The 20,540-nt window shown below is 31.8% G+C and carries 25 protein-coding genes and 1 tRNA gene; 13 read left to right on the top strand and 13 right to left on the bottom strand.

The genetic code is table 11. The annotated features are described in order from the left end of the window. Positions 1-118: 118 nt before the first annotated feature. A complete protein-coding gene (locus tag HYY52_00025) occupies positions 119-361 on the bottom strand; it encodes a DUF4935 domain-containing protein (protein ID MBI2995085.1) in 243 nt (80 codons plus the stop codon). A gap of 488 nt (positions 362-849) precedes the next feature. On the opposite strand from HYY52_00025, the gene HYY52_00030 reads away from it, so the two are divergent. The 4 genes from HYY52_00030 to HYY52_00045 all read left to right on the top strand — a co-directional run bounded on the left by HYY52_00030 (position 850) and on the right by HYY52_00045 (position 3,625). Continuing rightward, on the top strand, positions 850-1,035 hold the full coding sequence (locus HYY52_00030) for a hypothetical protein (GenBank protein ID MBI2995086.1): 186 nt from the start codon (positions 850-852) through the stop codon (positions 1,033-1,035). Between the two features lie 104 nt (positions 1,036-1,139). Beyond that, the gene (locus tag HYY52_00035; GenBank protein ID MBI2995087.1) at positions 1,140-3,014 is read left to right on the top strand and encodes an AAA family ATPase; all 1,875 of its coding nucleotides are present in this window, start codon (positions 1,140-1,142) and stop codon (positions 3,012-3,014) included. Positions 3,015-3,126: 112 nt separating this feature from the next. Beyond that, a complete protein-coding gene (locus tag HYY52_00040) occupies positions 3,127-3,276 on the top strand; it encodes a hypothetical protein (GenBank protein MBI2995088.1) in 150 nt (49 codons plus the stop codon). Continuing rightward, positions 3,245-3,625, top strand: a complete 381-nt coding sequence (locus HYY52_00045) for a hypothetical protein (protein MBI2995089.1) — start codon at positions 3,245-3,247, stop codon at positions 3,623-3,625. Before HYY52_00040 ends, HYY52_00045 begins: the two co-directional genes overlap by 32 nt. A gap of 186 nt (positions 3,626-3,811) precedes the next feature. Here the strand turns inward: HYY52_00045 and HYY52_00050 are convergent, their stop codons facing one another. Beyond that, on the bottom strand, positions 3,812-4,258 hold the full coding sequence (locus HYY52_00050; GenBank protein ID MBI2995090.1) for a hypothetical protein: 447 nt from the start codon (positions 4,256-4,258) through the stop codon (positions 3,812-3,814). Between the two features lie 123 nt (positions 4,259-4,381). On the opposite strand from HYY52_00050, the gene HYY52_00055 reads away from it, so the two are divergent. Then, the gene (locus HYY52_00055; protein MBI2995091.1) at positions 4,382-4,606 is read left to right on the top strand and encodes a helix-turn-helix transcriptional regulator; all 225 of its coding nucleotides are present in this window, start codon (positions 4,382-4,384) and stop codon (positions 4,604-4,606) included. A gap of 26 nt (positions 4,607-4,632) precedes the next feature. On the opposite strand, the gene HYY52_00060 is transcribed toward HYY52_00055, so the two are convergent. The 5 genes from HYY52_00060 to HYY52_00080 all read right to left on the bottom strand — a co-directional run bounded on the left by HYY52_00060 (position 4,633) and on the right by HYY52_00080 (position 8,868). Continuing rightward, entirely contained in the window at positions 4,633-5,115 is a 483-nt protein-coding gene (locus HYY52_00060) for a hypothetical protein (protein MBI2995092.1), read from the bottom strand. Between the two features lie 22 nt (positions 5,116-5,137). After that, positions 5,138-6,340, bottom strand: coding sequence for a DUF262 domain-containing protein (locus tag HYY52_00065; protein MBI2995093.1), 1,203 nt, complete (start codon positions 6,338-6,340; stop codon positions 5,138-5,140). A 2-nt stretch (positions 6,341-6,342) separates the two neighbouring features. Then, positions 6,343-7,515, bottom strand: a complete 1,173-nt coding sequence (locus HYY52_00070; protein ID MBI2995094.1) for a hypothetical protein — start codon at positions 7,513-7,515, stop codon at positions 6,343-6,345. Between the two features lie 95 nt (positions 7,516-7,610). Continuing rightward, positions 7,611-8,720 carry a tyrosine-type recombinase/integrase gene (locus HYY52_00075; protein MBI2995095.1) on the bottom strand — a complete coding sequence of 370 codons (1,110 nt, stop codon included), beginning with the start codon at positions 8,718-8,720 and terminating at the stop codon, positions 7,611-7,613. Positions 8,721-8,794: 74 nt separating this feature from the next. Then, positions 8,795-8,868: transfer RNA gene (locus HYY52_00080), tRNA-Pro, on the bottom strand. A 340-nt stretch (positions 8,869-9,208) separates the two neighbouring features. Between HYY52_00080 and HYY52_00085 the strand changes: the two genes are divergently transcribed. Genes HYY52_00085 through HYY52_00100 form a run of 4 tightly spaced genes read left to right on the top strand, consistent with a single transcriptional unit; the run spans position 9,209 to position 13,500 of the window. Further along, the gene (locus HYY52_00085; protein ID MBI2995096.1) at positions 9,209-10,426 is read left to right on the top strand and encodes an ATP-binding protein; all 1,218 of its coding nucleotides are present in this window, start codon (positions 9,209-9,211) and stop codon (positions 10,424-10,426) included. A gap of 10 nt (positions 10,427-10,436) precedes the next feature. Continuing rightward, on the top strand, positions 10,437-12,425 hold the full coding sequence (ligA, locus tag HYY52_00090) for an NAD-dependent DNA ligase LigA (protein ID MBI2995097.1): 1,989 nt from the start codon (positions 10,437-10,439) through the stop codon (positions 12,423-12,425). Positions 12,426-12,429: 4 nt separating this feature from the next. Next, positions 12,430-12,792 (top strand): hypothetical protein, encoded by a 363-nt coding sequence (locus HYY52_00095; protein ID MBI2995098.1) that lies wholly within the window; start codon positions 12,430-12,432, stop codon positions 12,790-12,792. A 48-nt stretch (positions 12,793-12,840) separates the two neighbouring features. Further along, a complete protein-coding gene (locus HYY52_00100; protein MBI2995099.1) occupies positions 12,841-13,500 on the top strand; it encodes a hypothetical protein in 660 nt (219 codons plus the stop codon). Here HYY52_00100 and HYY52_00105 read toward each other — a convergent pair. Together HYY52_00105 and HYY52_00110 are read right to left on the bottom strand one after the other, a co-directional pair. Continuing rightward, complete coding sequence (locus HYY52_00105) at positions 13,489-14,307, bottom strand: 3-deoxy-7-phosphoheptulonate synthase (GenBank protein MBI2995100.1); 819 nt, start codon at positions 14,305-14,307, stop codon at positions 13,489-13,491. The two genes, HYY52_00100 and HYY52_00105, sit on opposite strands and share 12 nt — an antisense overlap. A gap of 237 nt (positions 14,308-14,544) precedes the next feature. Continuing rightward, entirely contained in the window at positions 14,545-14,712 is a 168-nt protein-coding gene (locus HYY52_00110; GenBank protein ID MBI2995101.1) for a hypothetical protein, read from the bottom strand. 17 nt (positions 14,713-14,729) lie between these two features. Between HYY52_00110 and HYY52_00115 the strand changes: the two genes are divergently transcribed. Further along, the gene (locus HYY52_00115; protein MBI2995102.1) at positions 14,730-15,695 is read left to right on the top strand and encodes a M28 family peptidase; all 966 of its coding nucleotides are present in this window, start codon (positions 14,730-14,732) and stop codon (positions 15,693-15,695) included. A 9-nt stretch (positions 15,696-15,704) separates the two neighbouring features. Here HYY52_00115 and HYY52_00120 read toward each other — a convergent pair whose 3' ends face one another. After that, positions 15,705-15,902, bottom strand: coding sequence for a hypothetical protein (locus HYY52_00120; protein MBI2995103.1), 198 nt, complete (start codon positions 15,900-15,902; stop codon positions 15,705-15,707). A gap of 72 nt (positions 15,903-15,974) precedes the next feature. On the opposite strand from HYY52_00120, the gene HYY52_00125 reads away from it, so the two are divergent. Further along, positions 15,975-16,439 (top strand): hypothetical protein, encoded by a 465-nt coding sequence (locus tag HYY52_00125; GenBank protein ID MBI2995104.1) that lies wholly within the window; start codon positions 15,975-15,977, stop codon positions 16,437-16,439. On the opposite strand, the gene HYY52_00130 is transcribed toward HYY52_00125, so the two are convergent. From HYY52_00130 to lpxA, 3 genes are read right to left on the bottom strand one after another with little or no spacing between them, the layout of a single operon-like run. Further along, the gene (locus HYY52_00130) at positions 16,408-17,310 is read right to left on the bottom strand and encodes an RluA family pseudouridine synthase (GenBank protein MBI2995105.1); all 903 of its coding nucleotides are present in this window, start codon (positions 17,308-17,310) and stop codon (positions 16,408-16,410) included. The two genes, HYY52_00125 and HYY52_00130, sit on opposite strands and share 32 nt — an antisense overlap. A 54-nt stretch (positions 17,311-17,364) precedes the next feature. Beyond that, entirely contained in the window at positions 17,365-17,817 is a 453-nt protein-coding gene (lspA, locus tag HYY52_00135) for a signal peptidase II (protein MBI2995106.1), read from the bottom strand. Further along, positions 17,817-18,599 carry an acyl-ACP--UDP-N-acetylglucosamine O-acyltransferase gene (lpxA, locus tag HYY52_00140; protein ID MBI2995107.1) on the bottom strand — a complete coding sequence of 261 codons (783 nt, stop codon included), beginning with the start codon at positions 18,597-18,599 and terminating at the stop codon, positions 17,817-17,819. Before lpxA ends, lspA begins: the two co-directional genes overlap by 1 nt. A 14-nt stretch (positions 18,600-18,613) precedes the next feature. Here lpxA and HYY52_00145 point away from each other — a divergent pair, with 14 nt between their 5' ends. Together HYY52_00145 and HYY52_00150 are read left to right on the top strand one after the other, a co-directional pair. Then, on the top strand, positions 18,614-19,087 hold the full coding sequence (locus HYY52_00145; protein ID MBI2995108.1) for a hypothetical protein: 474 nt from the start codon (positions 18,614-18,616) through the stop codon (positions 19,085-19,087). A gap of 118 nt (positions 19,088-19,205) precedes the next feature. Then, on the top strand, positions 19,206-20,504 hold the full coding sequence (locus HYY52_00150; protein MBI2995109.1) for a hypothetical protein: 1,299 nt from the start codon (positions 19,206-19,208) through the stop codon (positions 20,502-20,504). Positions 20,505-20,540 lie beyond the last annotated feature (36 nt).

Consider the following 20,540-nt stretch of genomic DNA (forward strand, 5'->3'; position numbering starts at 1 on the left):
ACAAGAACATATGGCTAATCGTTATGTCAGATGTTATAAATCTATTTACACTAAACTTGAAATGAGAGTTGCTCACCTTGCTCATACATTCTCAAAGTGGATTAAGCTGCTTTTGAACTTAATTTTTCACAAGTCGTTCTAATACATGTCCAGCTTCAGCCAGTTTATTTTTAGCAGATTGCAAACTATTTGAAGCCTCATTAAGCAAATCATTATGTTTCCCAATGATTTCTTCTATTACTATTCTTGGAATTATAAGTTTAGAATTAGTTTCTCTCAAATATTTAAACAAAATATCCAAATCTACCTTCTTCAACAAGAAGTCTTTACGCAGAATATTTGTATCTATTGCAACATGCATACATTTAAAACTCCTAATGTTTTTTACTCTAGCTATTAATTATAGCTTTTTTATTTATCTTAGTATAAATAGATGAACAACAATAATAATAGAAGAACTTTTTAATGCTTAGTGTATACAACACACAACCACGATCAAAACAAATCTTAGTGTACACTAGAACCCGCTTACAGACTGGGTTTGAGAAAAATGTACATAACAAAAACTTAATAAATAAGTTTAACTTATTTACATGGCTTGAGCCTATGAGTTACGATTATGTGTTGAGGAACGTCCTCAGCAAAACGAAATAAAGGCTACCGACCATAACCGGAGACAGGGGAAGTAAATCCTCTTTAACAACATCAATAATCGAATTAACATAAATAGCAAAGTATCACTCGAATAATCTAAGTAATTTGGTTTTTATATATTTTGTGCTTTTATAAGAGCCTTGTAACTTATATCTGTTAGTTTATTGCCTTATACAAAGGAGGAATCACCTTAACATGGATAAATTAATCCCTGAACCAAATAGCAGGAATGACCTTAAAACCCTATCAATAGCATCTGTTTGGAATGAACTTAAATACCTTGCTGATAAGGAGTCAAGTTCGATTTCAAGTTACATTCGCAGGCTTGTAAAGAAAGAATATGCAAAAGAAAGGAAAAAAGAATTAGCTCCAGTCGGATAAAAACAAAAACTCCACTGGTTAGAGTGGAGTTTAGAAATCAGGTACAAATTATTTTTTCATTTCTTATTGTACTTGATTTCATAGACTCCTTCAAGAGGTGAACTATGCAATCTGAAAACTTTACAAACAAACAATTAAAAATTATTAACAAAGTAAATGCATTTGCAAAGGCAAATTTATATGCTTTGCCTGGTGAACCCGATAAAAAATTCCCACTTAACGACTTAGTTAAAATAAACTTTCCAACAAAGGAAAACCAACGAGTATCTTATGATGTGAGAGATTATCCAGATAGGATGCTGTTACCTGAGTTTTTCAAGAAGTATCCAAATTCCAACATAATTAAACTTAATAGCAATGGTTTTCTTAGCGTAGTAATTGATATTGATAAAAAAGATGGGAAGTTTTCTAATGAAGCTCTTGCAATTACAGAATTACTAAAAGATTACCCGACTTATGTAGTAGAAACTCCTAGTGGTGGTCTTCATTACCATTACATAATTGATCCAGCTAGACCTTTAGTTGGAAGGATTATTGGTTATAAAGAAGGTGTTGATATTATTCTTGATGGTGGTACTCCTCTGCCTCCTTCAACAGCTTGGTCAGATAAGCTAGGTGCTGTAGGTGAATATACAGAAAGAGATCCTATAGAAATAAATCCGCCAACTTTATTTCCATATGAAGTATTTCCAGATTTAATTGATACTCCTGAAAATAGGGAAAAACATGGTCAAGAAAAAAAAGTTAGAATACAAGAGCAACTTGATAAAGGAGAAATTGCGGAGTATAGAAATGACACCTTCCACCACCTTTCAGTTGCTCTTAATTCAAAGTTTCCTAAAAATCCTAGCCTTGTGTGGGATATTGTCAAATGGCTATATGATAACCGCACTAAAAAAGAAGGTTTCTCGCTGAATGAGCTTGAAACTACTTTTAAAAGTGCACTTAATGGAAAGGTTGTTGCTGAAGCAAGAGAATATGTGCAAGAGGAAATTAACAAAGATGTTGAGAAGTTTGGTGATCCACCTGTAGTATTTTGGAATCAGTTAAAAGATTACGATATTCCTGAGACATCTTTCCTTGTAACCAATTTAATTGTTGAAAAAGGAATTAATTATATTTATGGTAAGCCTGGTGTGTGCAAAACATGGCTAGCTCAGTACCTTGCACTTTGTATTGCAAGGGGTATTCCTGCATTTGGCAAATTTTTAACTAAACAATGCAAGATATTGTTTGTTGATAAAGACAATGACCCATACCAAATGAAACTAAGAGTTGGATCTCTTGGAGGACTTGAGACAGATCAAGTAGCTTTTTACTTAGATTCAGGTCTTTTTAGGGTTGAAAATGAGGAATCTGTAAAAAGATTAATTGCTTGCATTAAAGAGCATAAGTTTGGGTTAGTTGTTTTTGATACAGCTAGAGATATTCACAAAGGCGAAGAAGATTCTTCTACTGAAATAAATAAACTCAACCAAGTATTTAAAAGGATAATACAAGCAGGGTGTGCAGTTCTTGTAATAAGCCACACAAAAAAAGGCGAAGGCGGTGACCTTATTGATCTGCTTAGAGGTTCAAGTGCATTAGGAGGAGCTGCTGCAAGTATGATCCATGTCAGTCAACCAAATGAAAGTACGGTGATATTACAAATGGGTAAGTGCAGATATGTTAAAAAGATACCACCTATTGAGCTGAATATACTTCAAAACAATAATGGGATAACTGGGTTTGAATATAAAGGTGTTGCAAAGATTGAGCCTATTAAAAAGTCTAAAGATGAACTTGCAGAACACATCTTAAAGTTAGTAAAAGGTTTTCCTGCTCCTGGATTAACTAGAAAAGATTTAATTCAGGCTTTGCAAAAGAATGGGAAGCCCAGCGAATCTACCATTGACCGTAGAGTTAATGATTTAGAGGTTGAAGGTTTGATTAAAAAGGATGACGAGGGTAATGTAATGTTTAGGCAAAATACGAGTTAAGAATTAGTCGTCATCACTTTTTCCACAGGAAATGATGATGACGACGATAAGAATTTAACCAAGGAAAGACAGAAGGAGGCTAGTAAATAACTAGTTTAGGGGGGATATTTTTATGTTTGAAGTCATTACATCAGATTTTGGATCTTTCAATTGGATTGCAGATCAATATCTGACTTCTGCAGGTGCCGATCATTTCAAACAACAGGAACTTGATTCAGGAGATATTACAGATGAGCGACAAGCTTGGACTGAAGAACACTAAAGAGCAGGTATTTTTAGAAATGAAGGAAAAATACCATTATTATTCTGAACTTATAAGGAAGTATAGATTAGACACACCTAGTGTACACAAGGAATATTGCAATAGTGATGATCATAGAAGATGTGGTGCAATTTGGGGGCATTCAAGCATACTATTGGATTTCATTTCTAAACTATGGTGGTGGTTTACCTCTGAAAAACCCTATGCCTATACCGCTAAAGTAAAACCTAAACTACAAAGTATTACTCAACAAATCCTTTGGCAAAGAAAAGAAGATGAACTTAATGATGAAGAATACTCTTGGCTTATAAAAATAAAGAAGGACTGTGAAGCATTGCGAGAGAAATAATACTTACTTTGCTTTTTATTAAGTTCAACTTTGTAGACTAAGTTACATTCTATAAGTGTAAATAAAAAGAAAATACATTTCAAAAAATCAAAAAGTTTAACTCTTGCTCTACTTCAACTTTTTAACTATACTCTGGTGGGTGGAGCGGGGAGTGAGGGAAAGTTTAGATTAGGTTTGGTTTTATGTTCACTTGCTGTGCATATATATTGTCTGAAAACTGTCTATAAGCTCCTGTAGCTCAATTGATTTCTTTTGAACTTTTACCCACTTCCATTTCTTTTTTTTTGCAAAATTTTCTACAGCCATTCTTGCTCCAATAAATGCTGATTCAATCTCTGCTTCACTTGTTTTTTCACTATCATGGAAAATTGTTACTGTGATAGTGTTTGGTGGATTTGGTAAATAATATATTGAGATTAAACGAGCTTTATGACTGTCAGCAAATGAGCAACTTTTCTCACTAGGTAAACAGCCTTTGTACAATTCGTTGGTTGAATTTAGGTAAGTTGCAAGCCACTCAAGCTTAGTTGGAGTATATTTATCTGAACCACTTTCGGCGTATGTAGTATAAGAGAATGCTGTATATAAAATTAATGCTAATACTAGGGGTATGCTGATTTTTACAGTTTTCATATTTCTTAACTCCTTACAATCCAGCAAAGAACAGTCTTGTTATCTCATATACTACATTGTTGTTATATAGTATATAACAGCACCATTCTTAGCCAATTAACCTGTATTTAAGAGGTTAAACAGTTGGCCAAGTGGTATAAAAAACTCAAAAAAGCAAGGGAATCAATGGGTTTGTCACTTCAAGGAGCAGTAAATCTACTCTATGAATCACACAAAATTAAAATGCATAGAGTAAATCTTTATAAGTTGGAAGAAGGAGAGACTGAAATACCAGTGTCAAAATTTAGAGCTTTGTGTGAAATTTATGATATTAGTGCTGATTGGGTTTTAGATTTAAAAAGTTATTAATTGTATATTATCCATTATTAATCTGGCTACTTTAGGTAGATGTTTTCAATTTGATCTGCTAAGTTCCTTAAATCAGATGCTATATAAGCCCACTCAAGATTATTAGAAGAGCTAGATTCACTTACATCTTCAGTACTACAGTTAAAGAAGTATTCTATATCTTTTAGATATTTTTCAATTTCATAACAGAAACCAAAGTTAGTTTGTATATTAAAATCACCATGGACAATCATACGTCTTAGTTTATTTAGTTTATGAAGGCATGCAAATAACTCCTTCTTTATTTCTTTATCAAGATTTATCTTATACTTGTTTTTAAAGGAATTTATTTTCTCCTCGAGACCTTCACCTCTTTCATAATTGGGTAGCTTGTCAAGCATTTCATCAAGAAACCCTTCAAATATTACAACTCTTGATAACAAGAAATACTTTGAGTATCCTTCAACTTTTGCGGACTCAGCAATATTCTGAATTTGTTGGCTATAATTATCAATTTCTTGTTTATACATTAGAGGAAAGATACTTTCAAAATTAACCAGTGCGTGCTGAGTCTAAATAACTAGAAAACCCTTCTAGCCTTACTTGTAAAAGATCTTTGGTGTTTTTCCCACCACCAACATAAGCAGACTTTTGAAAAAATCTAGATTTTGTAAAACCATTAATTATTTCAGTTGTTATACCAGATATTAAATTAGGCCTGTCTATTCGAGAGACTATTACCAAAACAACAGTTTCATATAAATTTAGATTGACTGTACGATTAACTTTAAATGAATCTTTATTACAAGTCTCTGCGAGAAACTTAAAAGTATCTATGAAACACTTTTTTTCCATTTCATAATTAAACTTTATAATTTTAGCGCTGCACTGTTCTAAATAAGTTGTCAAAAAAGGAGCTATATCTTTTTGATATAAGTCCCGATTATTTTTAAATGCAAAAAATCGTAAAACAAGTTCCTCTAAAAACATGCCTTTATTTTTTTTAACTGTAGAAGGATTTTTTATTAACTTAATAGTATTTAAAAACTGCTTGTTTTTTGATAAATCATTACTAATAAAGTCAATAAACTTACTATCAATTAAACGTATAGAAGCATTTCTTAGCTGCTGATTAGATAGTTTAGTCCCACCCGCATTAATCCTTGTAAACATGTGATATCTCATCCAAACATCATCTTTTGAATATGAAAACACATATACATCTAAAGGTTTATTTTCTATTCGACGTTGAATCTTTCCATCAATAGAATGGTAGGTCTTCCCATTTAGTCCTTCTACAATATCACAACCTTTTAATTCAAGGTACTCAACATTATTATTAGTGTCTACCGTGTTTTCTGTTTCAGTAGGCTCCTCGTTTGATTCATCGTCTTCATTAAGTTCAAAATCTTCTTCAGGACTTTCTTCATTTAATTTATCTCTGTCAATATCAGTCAAATATTTAGTTTTTCCTATAAAGTGTAAGTAAGTACTAATTCTTTGTAAGCCGTCTAATAGCTCCCATGCTCCATCTGCATTCTCCGCAAAATAAACAGGTGGAACTGGTAAATTAAGAGCAAGAGATTCAATAAATCTAGATTGTTGAGTAATAGTCCATTCAAAGGTTCTTTGATACGAAGGTGCAATTGTCAGTTGCTTACTTTCAATCTTTGAAGTTATCCATGATAAATCATAAGTAAATTTTTCAACAGTTACTTTAGTTCTTTTGGCTGCTATTTCATTGGCAATATTCATACTCACAACATTTTCTGGCATTTAAATACTACCTCATTTATATTTGCATTACCTTTTATATAATTAAAACCAGCAGCCATAAATCTTGATTCATCAAGAATAGTAAAACCTCTATTTTCTAAGCTCTCTGAAAAAATTTTTGATAAATTTACATCAATATCTTTAAACATTGAATCCTGTAGAACGATATGAAGTGCCCCCTTCGATTTAAGTACCCTATCGATTTCGTCAAAACTTTTTTCCATATTATAGAAATAATCATGGAATGTTTTGTAGTAATAGGAAGCCGAGGCTTTTGAGTTGTGAGATTTAATTCTATGGAGTAAGTTTTTTATCCTACTTGAGAACTTAAAAGAATTATAAAGAATTCTTACTGTTGGAGTACCAATAAGGTTTCTTCTTAGCACATTAAATTTATTATTATCGTAACCCAACCAAACTAGTTCAGGGAGAGTCATAACAGCATAGTCAATCCTAGTACAATATGGTGGTGAAGTGATAATGCAATCTATGCTACCTGACCTTATTGGAAGAGCCAACGATGATCCTGTCCTTAATAAAGGCAAAACAGATCTAGATACTCTCTTAGAACAATTTTGTTCGTAGAAGTGATTTATAGAAGATCTACACTCCTCAATCCATTCTTCGAAATTAAATTTACTTAAATCATCGTCATTCTTGGGTCTTTTAATCCAAGTTGGGTTTGAACTAAAGTAATCAATGAGCTGCTTTCTAAATGCTTTAATAGCAATATATGACAGGAAATTTCGAATAATAGGTTTTCTAAGAGCTAGAATTTTATTTCTTATAACACTCAATTTTTGAGTGCTCTCTTTTGTGAACCAAAGAAAATCAAATGGTGATACGCTCTTAATTCCAATATCTTTCCAAGTGCTTACATATTTTAAAGATTCTTCTAAAACTGAATAATCTGCTAATCGAGCATAGGAATATATCAATGTTGCTTCATTAATATCTATTCCAATAGATTTATAACCTAGATCATAAGCTACAGAGGTTGTCATTCCAGATCCGTTCCAAGGATCGAGTATTAGAGCAGTCTTTTCATTGATGTTGGATGATTTAATTGCATGCTCTACAAAAGTGTGGCTGAATCCAGCATAATAATTTATACTTGATTCTTGCTTTTTAATCTTTGTTGATGGAGTTACCATGTTAAGAGTATTTTATCAGTAATAGACGTTGGTTTAATATTCTAGTTACACTAGATTTAATCTTTAAATAAGACACTTATCTTATCTCTCCATAATTACCACCCCTGCATCTCTTTAATAACTTCATCCTGTGTAGTCATAAGATAGCCTTGTGTTGTTTTCAAATCAGCATGTCCTAAAGCAAGTGAAATAATATTAATTGGCTTACCAGAATTAGCAGCTATTGTTGCAAATGTTCTTCTAAGTCCATGAACATTTACTTCGATGCCTATTCTTTTTGAAAGCCTTTTTACTTTTCTAAGTAGGGTGGCTGTGTTAAATGGTACAAGCTCACCCCTAGTTGACCTTATAGTAGTTACAAAGAAATTTTCTAGATTTGTTTTTGGCCTTAATTTTAAATAATTGGCAAGATAATCATAAAGCCTGTTACTGATACCTACAAATCTATTTTTCTTACCTTTGCCTAGATAGACAAAGAGCTTTCTATTTACTAAATCAACATCTTGAACTTTGAGATTGCAAAGCTCACTTGCCCTTAAACCAGCTAAACCTATCGTTGCAATTGTTGTACTGTTCAGGATTACATCATAAGGTGTTTGTCCACTATGCCATCTTGATGCTTCTATTAAAAGCCTTTCAAATTCATCTTGACTGCAATGAACTTTTTTAGCAGGGTAAAACCTTTTGGGTTTTAGTTCTTTTAATTCTTCTAAGAATTTTTTATCCACCAAGCCATTTATAATTAGATATTTAATAAAAGACCTTATTGCTTTGTATAGATTATCTTTTATGCTAAAGCTCTTAGGGTCTATGCTTCCAAGAACTTGCCTTAAGTTTGCTACAGAAATTAAAGAATTTCTATTTCCTCTTTTAATAACTAAATTATTCCAATATATACCGAAGCAATAAATATAAAGTCTTATGGTATGTTCACTAAGTGGTTTCCCAATGAGTTTTCCTGTTTTTAGCCAGTCTAACCATTCACTTATTTGCTCTTTTACAAAAGTCTTGTTTGATAGAGAGTTTTCTTCCTTCTTTTTTAGTTGTCTAGTCTTTTTCCATTCCAAATAACTATTTAAAGGTATAAGGTATGTAAAACCACCTGGAAAAGGTTTTGTGATTGTAGGTAGGTCTTTAGCCTTTGCTAATCTTAAAATGGAGCGTCTAGATAGCCTTAAATCCCCTGCTACCTCATTAAGTGTCAAAGTATCCAACTTATCCTGCTTTCCAGCAGGACACAGTAAGACACCACAAACTACTATCTATATTGTTCTAACCCTCGGGGCGACACGATTTGAACGTGCGACCCTCTGCTCCCAAAGCAGATGCTCTACCAAGCTGAGCCACGCCCCGTTCTAGAGAATCAGAGAATCAGAAATCAGCTACAACTCTAAGTTGTTAATATATTATATACCTCAATCAAGAAGTATGTATTCATTTTATGTAATTACTCAGGTGGCTCTGCGGTGACATAGCTCCTCGAGCCACCTTTCCATAGACCGCTCGGCTCGCCCAAATAAATTGGATCAAGCCTCGCTTTATTAAATAGCACAATTTCGTGAAGGATAACCTAAGATAAATTAACATGCTGAGTAGTTACCATTTCATGAAGTATGCTACGAAATTAAATCATATGTGTAGATAAATTTAAAGTAGTGGTTTAAATTTATCTACATAAGCCTATAATAATAATATGATAAAACGTGATGTAACATCATTTCTAGATTATACAGCAGGGAAATACCCAGTAATTACCATAACTGGCCCAAGGCAATCAGGAAAAACTACTTTAGCAAAAGAGTTCTTTAAAGACTATGAATATGTAAACCTCGAAAGTTTGAGAGAAAGAACTTTTGCTCAAAATGACCCTGAAAAATTTTTATCAAGATATCCTGATGGTGTAATTATAGATGAAGTTCAACATGTACCTGAGCTTACTTCTTATATACAGGTCATTGTTGATGAAAGAAAAAAAGATGCAATGTTTGTTTTAACAGGAAGTAGGAATTTTTCTCTAATAAAATCTGTAAGTCAATCCCTTTCTGGAAGAACTTCCATCATTGAACTCTTACCTTTAAGTTACAAAGAACTATTAAAATCAAAATATATAAAATCTTTTCTCCAAAAGAAAAAAAACGTACAAATTAAAATGAAGAATGAAAAGTTTCAGATCGATAAATTAATGTACTCTGGGCTATTCCCTAGAATCTATGATAAAGATATCAATCCTACTGTTTATTATGGAGATTACACTAAAACATATATTGAAAGAGATTTAAGAGAAATTAAAGAAATTAAAAATGTAAATAGCTTTAGAAAATTTTTATCTCTTTGTGCTGCAAGAAGTGGACAAATTTTAAATCTTAGTAATATTGCTAGTGATGTTGGTGTATCTTCTGTTACTTTAAGAGAATGGGTGTCAATTCTTGAAGCAAGTTATATAATTTTCCTTATTAAGCCTTTTTATGGAAATATTAATAAGCAGCTAGTTAAATCTCCAAAACTATATTTTACAGATACAGGGCTGATTTGTTATTTGCTTGGAATTGACAGCCCTCAACTTTTACAAGATCATCCTCTTAGAGGAAACATCTTTGAAAACTTAATAGTATCTGAAGTCTTAAAGTTCAGATTAAATCAGGGGAGAGGAGTAAACATAGATTTCTTTAAAGACAAGTACAAAGAGATTGATTTACTTTACAAGCAGTCTAATAAATTTGTTGCATGTGAAATTAAATCTTCTGAAACTATAAATGAAGAATTCTTTATTGGTTTAGACTATATTGAAAAACTTTTTCCAAAACAATTAAAATCAAGAGTCATTATTTATGGTGGTACTGAATCATACGAAATGAACAAAACAAGAATTGTAAATCTTCAAAATCTAACTGACTATTTAGAAGAAATATAAACCTATAAAAATGTCAACTAAAGAAATAAAACAAAAAACCGAAGAGCTTCGAAAAAAACTTCACCAATGGAATCATGCATATTATGTTCTGGATAATCCAGAAGTAGATGATGCTGTTTATGATGCAGCAATGCGGGAGTTAATTGAGATTGAAAAAAAATATCCTGAGCTGATTTCCCTAGATAGTCCAAGCCAAAGAGTAGGTACTGAACCTGTTTCTGAGTTTAAAAAAGTTACTCATAAGACTCCTCTTTATAGCTTAGACAATGCTATTAACTTTGATGAGTTAAAAGATTGGGAAGAAAGAATTTTTAGAATTCTTGGTGGTCCACAAAAAATAGATTATGTTTGTGAAATGAAAATAGATGGGCTAGCAGTTGCACTTACATATGAAGATGGCATTTTAACACTTGGTGCAACAAGAGGAGATGGTGATGTTGGTGAAGATATTACAAACAATATTAAAACAATAAAATCAATTCCTATTGTTTTAAATAAACCATTTAAAGGACTTCTTGAAGTACGTGGTGAAGTCTTTATGCCAATTAAAAGTTTTGAAAAATTAAATAAAGAGCAAAAAGAAAAAGAAGAAAAAATCTTTGCAAATCCAAGAAATGCTGCTAGTGGTTCAGTAAGACAATATGACTCTAGAGTTACAGCTAGTAGGGATTTAGATATGTTTGTTTATGGAAGTGTTTGGCAAACTAAAACTCATTGGAATAATTTACAAAGATTAAAAGAATTAGGATTTAAAATAAATAAAACATCAAGGCTTTGCCATGGCTTAAAAGAAGTAGAAGAATTCTGTAACTCCTGGTATGAAAAAAAACATGAGCTTCCTTATGCTATTGATGGCATAGTAATAAAAGTAAATGATTTTTTATTACATGATGAACTTGGTTATACTGCTAAAAGCCCTAGATGGGCAATTGCATATAAATATCCACCTGAAGAATCAAAAACAAAAGTTTTATCTATTGTTTGTGATATAGGAAGAACCGGGGTACTGACACCAGTAGCAAATCTTGAACCTGTTTTATTAGCTGGCTCTCTTGTAAAGAGAGCCAGTCTCCACAATCAAGACATTATCGACAAGCTTGATGTCAGAGAAGAAGATATCGTCACTGTTAGAAAAGCAGGTGAAATTATACCTGAAGTTGTTTCAGTAGATCAAGAAAAAAGAAAACACAAAAATCCTCCTTATAAACTTCCTACAAAGTGCCCCATCTGTAACTCAAAAGTAGAAAAAGAAGAAGAAGAATCAGCGTTTAGGTGTATAAATTTTACTTGTAGTGCACAAGTTCAAAGACGTATTGAACATTGGTGTTCACGAGATGCAATGGATATTGATGGTGTTGGTGAATCAATTATTGAACAATTATTAAAAAACAAATTAATAATAGATCCTGCTGATTTATATTTCTTAAGACAAGAGCAAATTGAAAATCTAGAAAGAATAGCAGAAAAATCAGCAAGCAATGTAATTAACTCAATTCAAAAAAGTAAAAACAGAACTTTAGATCGTTTAATTTATGCACTTGGGATTAGGCATGTAGGAAAAACAATTGCTGAGTTACTTACAACAAGACTTTATTCTTTAGAAGAACTTTCTAAAGCTACATTTGAAGAGCTCTCAAATATTGATGGTATTGGTCCAAAAATTGCTATATCAATTATTGAATATTTTAAACTTGACTCTACAAAGAACCTAATCAATAAAATTAAAAAAGCAAACATTGAAACACATGCTAAAAAAACTAAAATAAAAGACAGTAAACTAGCTGGAAAGACTTTAGTAATAACAGGCACATTAGAAAGCATGACAAGAAACAAAGCTGAAGAATTAATTAAGAATCTTGGAGGAAGAGCAATTTCTAGCATAAGTAAGAGTACTGACTATTTGGTTTTAGGGCAAGATCCAGGATCAAAACTAAAAAAAGCTAAAGAATTAAATATTCCAGTCTTAACTGAGCAAGAATTTATAAAATTGGTAGAATAAAGCCATGAAAATATATAAACTAAATTCTTTAACTACATTTCTTGTTGCATTATTAATTATTAGTTTGGTAACTTTCCTGCCAATAACAATGATTGAACTATTTTGGAATACTGCGATTGGGAAAAATTTTACAGATTTAACTGTCAACTTTTGGCAAGCATTAATACTTTGGTTAATCATATTAATTACACTAAGCATATTAGGGATATTTAAGTTTGAGTTTGTAATTGAAACACATAAAGTAACTGATAAGGATTTACTTGATAAGAATCTACTAAAAAGAAAAATAGAAAGCTTACAAAGCGAATCAGAAAAAACTCCAGAAACTGAGATTAGCATCAAAAGGGACAAGGAAGAAGGTAAATAACTGCTTATACTGTCAAATCTTTAATTAATCATGCTTTTTACTAGTGCTATGAAAATTCAATTAAAAATAAGCCTGTTAATAATTTTTTTAACATTTTGTTTGCCAGCAAAAAGTACAAGCATTGATCGGTACGATAACTTGCTAAATAAGTTAGATAATTTACAAGCGAAAAAAACATTAGTTCTTACTTTTCAACATGATGAATTGCCTGTACTTGACGGGACATGGATACTTAAAAAGAAATCCATTAAAAGAATAGAAGCTCCTCTTCGCCAACCGATGACTCATTCACTTTGTAATTCAAGATTACCATTTAAAGAAGACCAAATTGAGAAAGAAATAATTCTTAGTTCAAGAGGACAAGATTTTTTTGTATTTAGATCTATTTATCCTGCTACGGTTGACACTTATTTGAATTTAACCAAAACTAAAACAGCCCAGTATCAAAATTCTAGTTTAAAAGGTGTTGTTATCCCTGAAGAAATTACTTACGCTTATACTTTAAAACTTATAAACCATCTGGAAAACCCAGCATATGTCAGGCAACTTTTTTATAGAGGGAAAATAATAACCAAGAGTATTTCCAGAGATAGAATTTCTGGCGAAGGATATGAAATTGAATATACTCCTGAGTGTCAAGGCTTTGTTAGAAATGAAATAGTCTTTGAAATGATTAAGCAAAACAGTAATGAGCAATTAGGCATATAGTTTACCATTTCTTAAAGCCATTTCAATATTTTTTACTTTTTCCATTAATTTTTTAAAGTCATCTAACTCTAATGCTTGCTGTTTATCACAAAGTGCAGCTTTTGGATTGTTGTGAACTTCAATAATTAATCCATTTGCACCAAGTGCAATTCCAGATAGTGCAAGAGGAGTTACATATTCTTTCTTCCCTGCTGGATGGCTTGGATCAAAAATTGTAATAAAACCTGCTTCTTGAAATTTTAAAATTGCTATATGATCAGCAGTAAACCTACCAGTGCCAGAAGCAGAGCTAAAAGTGGTAATGCCTCTTTCACACATTAGTACTGGACTGCCGCCAGCCTTTGCATATTCTGCCGCTAAAACCATTTCGTCTACAGTAGATCCTTTGCCTCTTTTTAAAAGTACAGGAATACCAGTTTTACCTACTTCTTTAAGAAGAAAATAGTTTTGGGCATTTCTTGAACCAATTTGAAAAATAAAAGGATGCCCTTTTGAAGCAGAAGTAATGGTACTTATCTGGCTTGCATCTATAACCTCAGTAACAACAGGTACATTAAATTTATTTCCTGCACTAAATAATAATTCTAAGCCTAAAGTACCTAAGCCTTGAAATGAATCAGGAGAAGTTCTTGGTTTATAAGCACCACCTCTAAACAAGGTAGCACCACTTTTTACAACGTGCTCTGCAATAGTAAATATTTGGCTCTCTGATTCAATTGCACATGGCCCAGCTATGTAAAAATTCTTACCTGGGTTTATGGTTATATCACCAACTTGAATTTTTCCATCACTACTTTTGTTATTCATACTTCCTTCTTCTCCTCCTAAAAATAAAAAACCCTGCTTTTTTTAGAGCAGGGTTAATAAGTTACAAATTATAATTACAACTAAAATCTACCTGCTCTTGCAAAGTTTAAATAAAACCAGAAATAATAAGAATTATTTCTTTTAACTAATTTGCCATGGCTTGTAGATAAATTAATCATTGCTAGTTTTATTACTTTATACCACATCAGCAGATTAACCTAACATTATTATATTTTTTTAACAATTATCATGCAAAATTACAACTTTATACAATTCTTCTGCTTGATTCGTAATTATGTAACTTACACCAAGAGATATTAATTTATTAACTTCTTTAAGTTCTTCTTGTTTGCTTTCAAACTCTACAAAAGTCTTTATTACCCTTCGTGATATACTTTCTAACAATACTTTAAAAACTAATTATGTTTGTATCTAGATTGGCTTCTAAGCTTTTTTCTACGTCTGTGCAAAGACCAATAACTAACATTTCAACCCCTATGAAAGAAAATCTTTTTAACCATGTAAGTTACTTATCAAGCTTACAAAGACATGTAAACAATATAAATGGTTTAAATCAAGCTGGAGATTATATCCGCAGTCAATGGAATAATATGGGTTTGAAAGTTACTGAACAAAAATTTGAGGGTCCATCAGGAGACTCAAATGAATATAAAAACTTAATAGTTTCTTTTGGACCACAAAATGCACCAAGGATAATTCTTGGTGCACACTATGACTCTGAAGCAGAAAGTTTAACTCCTGGTGCAGATGATAATGCAAGCGGAATTGCTGGGATCATTGAAATTAGCAGATTATTAAAAGAAAAAAATCCAAGACTAACAAAAAGAATTGATGTTGTTGCATACACTACTGAAGAAAGACCACATTGTGCACTTGACAATGGTGAGCTAGTAAAACATGTGCCTTACATGGGAAGTTATGTCCATGCAAAATCATTAAAAAAAGAAAATGTACCTGTAGTTGGTGCAATTATTCTTGAAATGATTGGATATTTCTCTGACTTGGAAAATTCCCAGGAATATCCTTCCAAATTACTTAAACTCTTTTATCCAGTTACTGGAGACTTTATTGGTGTAGTTGGAAATTTAAATAGTTTTGATTTTATACAAAAAGTAAAAAGTAGTTTAAAAAAACATAGCTCGATTGATGTTAGATCAATTAGCATTCCCAGAATTATAATTCCGGATATTAGCCGTTCTGATCATGACAGTTATTATGCTCATGGATACAAAGCTCTAATGGTTACTGATACAGCTGATTTTAGGAATCCAAATTATCATAAAAGTACAGATACACCAGATACTTTAAGCTATGAGAAGATGGCAGAAATAGTAAAAGGTGTTTATGGGACTTTAATAAGTTTGTAAGGGCAGATTTTAAACACGCCTTGAAATACCAAAAAGTAAAGTAATAATACTACCAAGTATTGCTGAGAAAAAAATTAAAAATCCTACATTTACTCTTAAGCTTAAAAAGCTTGACTCCAGCATTATGTTATTGGAACTGTTAAGAAAAATCATTAATGCTACAAGTAAAATAAGTACTAATGTTGATAATCTAAAGAATTTTTTCATAGATTTATTGTACTTTAAGGTGTTTTAAAATTGTCATTTATGGGATTACTGATATTAAGGTGATTTACAATTATGACATTAGACCCAATATTAATTAAAACAAGCACACGGATAAAAGAAATTGTACTGTGTATAATTCATCCATTAAAAGGAACAGAATTAGAAGGAAAGTTAGTACAATTTGAAGCAAACCCAAATGATCCTAGCTATAACCAAGAACTTGAAAAACAAATTAAATCAACACATCCAACTTTAGAATTTCTCTTAATAAGAAAAATTAAACCATTACTGGAAGAAATAGCAGATAATGAAAAAATTGATGAATTATTTAATAAATTTCCTCCAGAAGGAACAGCAGTGTTAGCTAACTTACTAAATTTAATTGAAAATAAACCAAATTTACTTTTTGAAGGTAACATACAAGCTTCATTAACTGATACTCCACAAGAAGAATACAGAACAAAAATGTTTTTAAATCTTTTACATAGTGCTCTAAATGTACATCCTACTGCTTTTGATTTAGAAGAAACTCAATAAATCTTACTGGAATAGTTAACTCTAACTTAATCTCTTTTTTAGTTCTTGGATGTAAAAACACTAGCTTATATGCATGAAGCATCATTAAATTAGCAGGATCATTTTTCTTACCATAGATTTTATCACCTACAATTGGGTGTCCAATGCTTTTCATATGAACACGTATTTGATGTGTACGACCAGTTTCTAATGTGCATTCCAGTAGAGACGTTTGGCCAAACGTCTCTACTTTCTTATAATGCGTGATTGCTTTTCTTCCACCCGCAACAACAGCCATTTTATGTCTGTGAATTCTATCTCGTCCAATTGGTTTATTAATTGTTCCATGATCATATTCAAGTTTCCCATGAACAATGGCTAAATAACTTCGCTTTAATTTTCTTTCTTGAATTTGTTTTGCAATTTCTTTATGTGATTTATCATTTTTACAAGCAATGATTAAACCAGATGTATCTTTGTCTAGTCTATGAACAATACCAGGCCTTAAAACACCATTAATTCCTGAGAGAGAATTTTTGCAATGATAGAGAAGTGCATTAACAAGTGTTCCTTTGTAAATCCCACTAGCTGGATGAGTTACCATCCCTTGTGGTTTATTAATTACAATTAAATCCTTATCTTCAAATACAACATCTAATTTAATATTTTCAGGTTCAACTTGAATCTCTTTTAAATCAGGAAGAGAAACAGAAATTATGTCACCTTTCTTTATTTTATAGCCGGACTTTGTGGTTTTTTTATTTATAAGAATTTGATTTTCATTGATTAATCTCTTTATAAATGTACGAGAAATAGCAGACACAAGATCTGCTCCTACCTGATTCAAAACAAATTTGTCCAACCTTTCCCCAGAAAATTTATCTGAAACAATAAGTGTTCTTTCCTTTTTATAGGGCTTACCATGGTAAGCCCCTACTCTTACCACTTACCTTTTCCTTATCCATTCAATTAGGATTAATATAACTCCAAGATCAATAAACACATCAGCTAAATTAAACACAGCAAAATTAATAAATTGCAAATCTAAAAAATCAATAACACCATTAAGCAAAAACCTGTCTATTAAATTCCCAACTGTCCCACCTAAAACCAAGCTACAACCAATTTTCATAAAGTTACTAAGTTTAACTACAGAACAAAATGTTAAATAAGAAAAAATAAATACATTAATTACTCCAATAATTTTAAAATAAACTGGATACTGATTAAAAATACTAAAAGCACCACCGCTATTTTGAACTACTAAAAATTGCATTACATTTGGAATAAAAGGCTTACTATTATTTAATCCTACACTTTCAAGCATGAATCTTTTAGTAAATTGATCTAATAAAACAACAATGACAAATATTGAAAAATATAAAAATATTCTTTTCACTAAACTATGCCTCTTTTTGTCGATTTAAAAAATTGGATTAGTTTTTTAATTTCATCAAACTGGATAAGTTCATTTTGAACTTTTTCAAGAGCATTTGTTGTATTTAAATCAGAAAGATAAATAATTTTATAAGCTTCCTTTAGAGCATTTCTAACTTCTAATCTAACACCACGTCTTCTTAAACCTACATTATTTACTCCAACTATTTTTGCAGGTCTTCCATCAGCTATAAAATATGGAGGCAGATCAAGTCTGCTTCCTGTCATACCACCGACCATTGCAGACTCACCAATCCTACAATGCTGATGAATAGTGCATAGTGCACTTATAAAAACATAATCTTCAACAATAACATAACCAGCAAGTATTGTAGAATTTGCCATGATTACATTATTTCCAACTTGAACATTGTGGCCAATGTGAACATAGTTCATTAAAAAACAATTTTTTCCAATAGTTGTAAATCCTTCTTTTGTTGCCCTATGAATAGTTACATATTCTCTAATAACAGTATTCTCTCCAATTTTTACTCCTGTGTCCTCACCTTTGTAGCTTAGATCTTGTGGAGGTAATCCAATACTACATGCTCCAAGTAATTTGCAATGCGGGCCTATTTCTGTTCTTCCTTCTATAATTACATGAGGTCCAATATAAGTATCTTCATTAATTTCAACTTCAGGTCCAATAACAGAATATGGTCCAATTTCTACACCAGGACTAATCTTTGCTTTGGGTGATATTATTGCTGTTGAATGAATCTTAGACTTTTCTAAAGTTGGCATAAAATTAGTTTATCATGAATGATCTGGCTATAGAAAATATTAAAGAATTTGAGCTTTTAGATAAAGCATTGTCTAATTCAATAGACATAGAGATTCTAAAAGATCTTGAAGACTACCTTGACATTGTAAGAAAAAAAAGTAATGCACTTGCTTCAAGCTTAAAAAGATGTTTTGAAAATGCAAGAAAAAGTATGAGATATTTATTAGTTTATAAACTAGGTAAACAAAAACCTCGAAACCTTGAAACCTCGAAACCTTTTAACGATAATGATAAAGAGCTGGAAAACTATTTACAGGATTATTTAAAAGATTATTTTGAAAAAAATGATTTTATGCATTATAGAGAGTTTGTAAGACTTTTACGAGCATGTACTATTAATGTAGGTGGTGAAGTCAGCTCACATATAAAAGTTATGTACAATGGGTTTTTTTTAGGTAAACGTTTAGTTAAAGCTTATAAGCTAGGAAGAGAATTAATTTCTTCATAATCTTTCTTAATTTTTAAGCTATCAACTTTTATAAAAAAGGCCTTTTTATAAACAGAACCAGGAAACTGGTTTTTATAAGATCGTTTTATTTAAGAAAAATATTTTAGGAAAGAAATAAATGTTTGTACTTAGTGTAGATGCAGCAGCAATAGCAGCCACAACTGCAAGAACTATAAGAGCAGACTTATCAAGAGTTTTTGATAAGGTCTCTAAAGACGGTATTAAAGAAACATTTAAAGACACCTGGAAAACTGCAGATCAAATCCAAAAACTACAACTTGGAAACGGTGTCATGACTGCAATAACTAGTTTAATTTCAGGTACTGTTACTAATCCTCTTACTTTAATTGGTATTGGATTACCAATTGCATCTTTCTTTTTACCATGGCTTATACCTGTTACAGCTGGCTGGTTTGCACTACAAGCACTTGATAGCTTAAAAAACACACTATCATCTGCAAAAAATGAAGGAGTATTTAGTTTTAGTACATTATTAAACGCTGCAGCAACAGGGCTTAGTATATTTTGCATACTACCTGGCGTTGGAGTAGGAGTTGGAAAAGCTTTTCAACTTGCAAAGCTAAAAAGTTTTAGAGTAGTTAAAGGTGATGAACTAAAAGAAGTAGCTAAATTGGGAGAAGCTTTAGCAAGAACAAAAGAAGGATTAACACAAGGAATAACAAGGTTAGAAAAAGGCTTTGAAGGAATAGGGAAAATAATTAAATCAAATGAAGATGATCTTCTAAAGTTTATTACCACTGGAGAAAATCAACTAATTACCAGCAAACTTATTCGTGACATGCATAAGGCATTATTAGCAGGTGACCAAGAAAAGTACAAACAATTCAGAAAGTTAGCAGTAGAATGGAAAAGACTCCAAGTCGCACAAAAAAATGCTGACACAATGATAAAGCAATTAAAAGCTACTGAAGAAGCTGCTGCACGTATTGTGCCAACTAATGAAGGAGCACTAGCTGAGTTTAATCGAATTGCAAACATTGAACTTAGAACTGATTACAGTGTTTACTCGAGAGAATTACTTGGAGGTATTTATGGTAGGAGTGGTTACGAATGTTTTGATCGTTTTGCTACATGGTTTAAAAAAGGAAAAACTGCTGTAAGTGGTGAAGCAAAAGCTGCTGTCAGTCCAACGGCAGCTCCACCCACAGTACCGTCAACACCAATAACATCTCCTGCATTACCATCGCCAGCCGGAGCATCAGTGGTACCACCACCACCTTCTATAAATCCATCTGCATCTACCATTAATTTACCACCGAGACCTACTCCACCCCTACCACTACACGATGGGGCAACAAATGCTGAAATGTTTGCACATGCTGCTGCATTAAACAACCACCAAGTAGCACTTGCGGAATGGGCAATTGCAGCAAGAACTGCAATCGCTAGAGCTTAAACACTAATTATTAAATCACAAAAACTAAATATTTCA

The sequence above is a fragment of the Candidatus Melainabacteria bacterium genome (genome assembly GCA_016193285.1).
Taxonomy (GTDB): domain Bacteria; phylum Cyanobacteriota; class Vampirovibrionia; order 2-02-FULL-35-15; family 2-02-FULL-35-15; genus JACPSL01.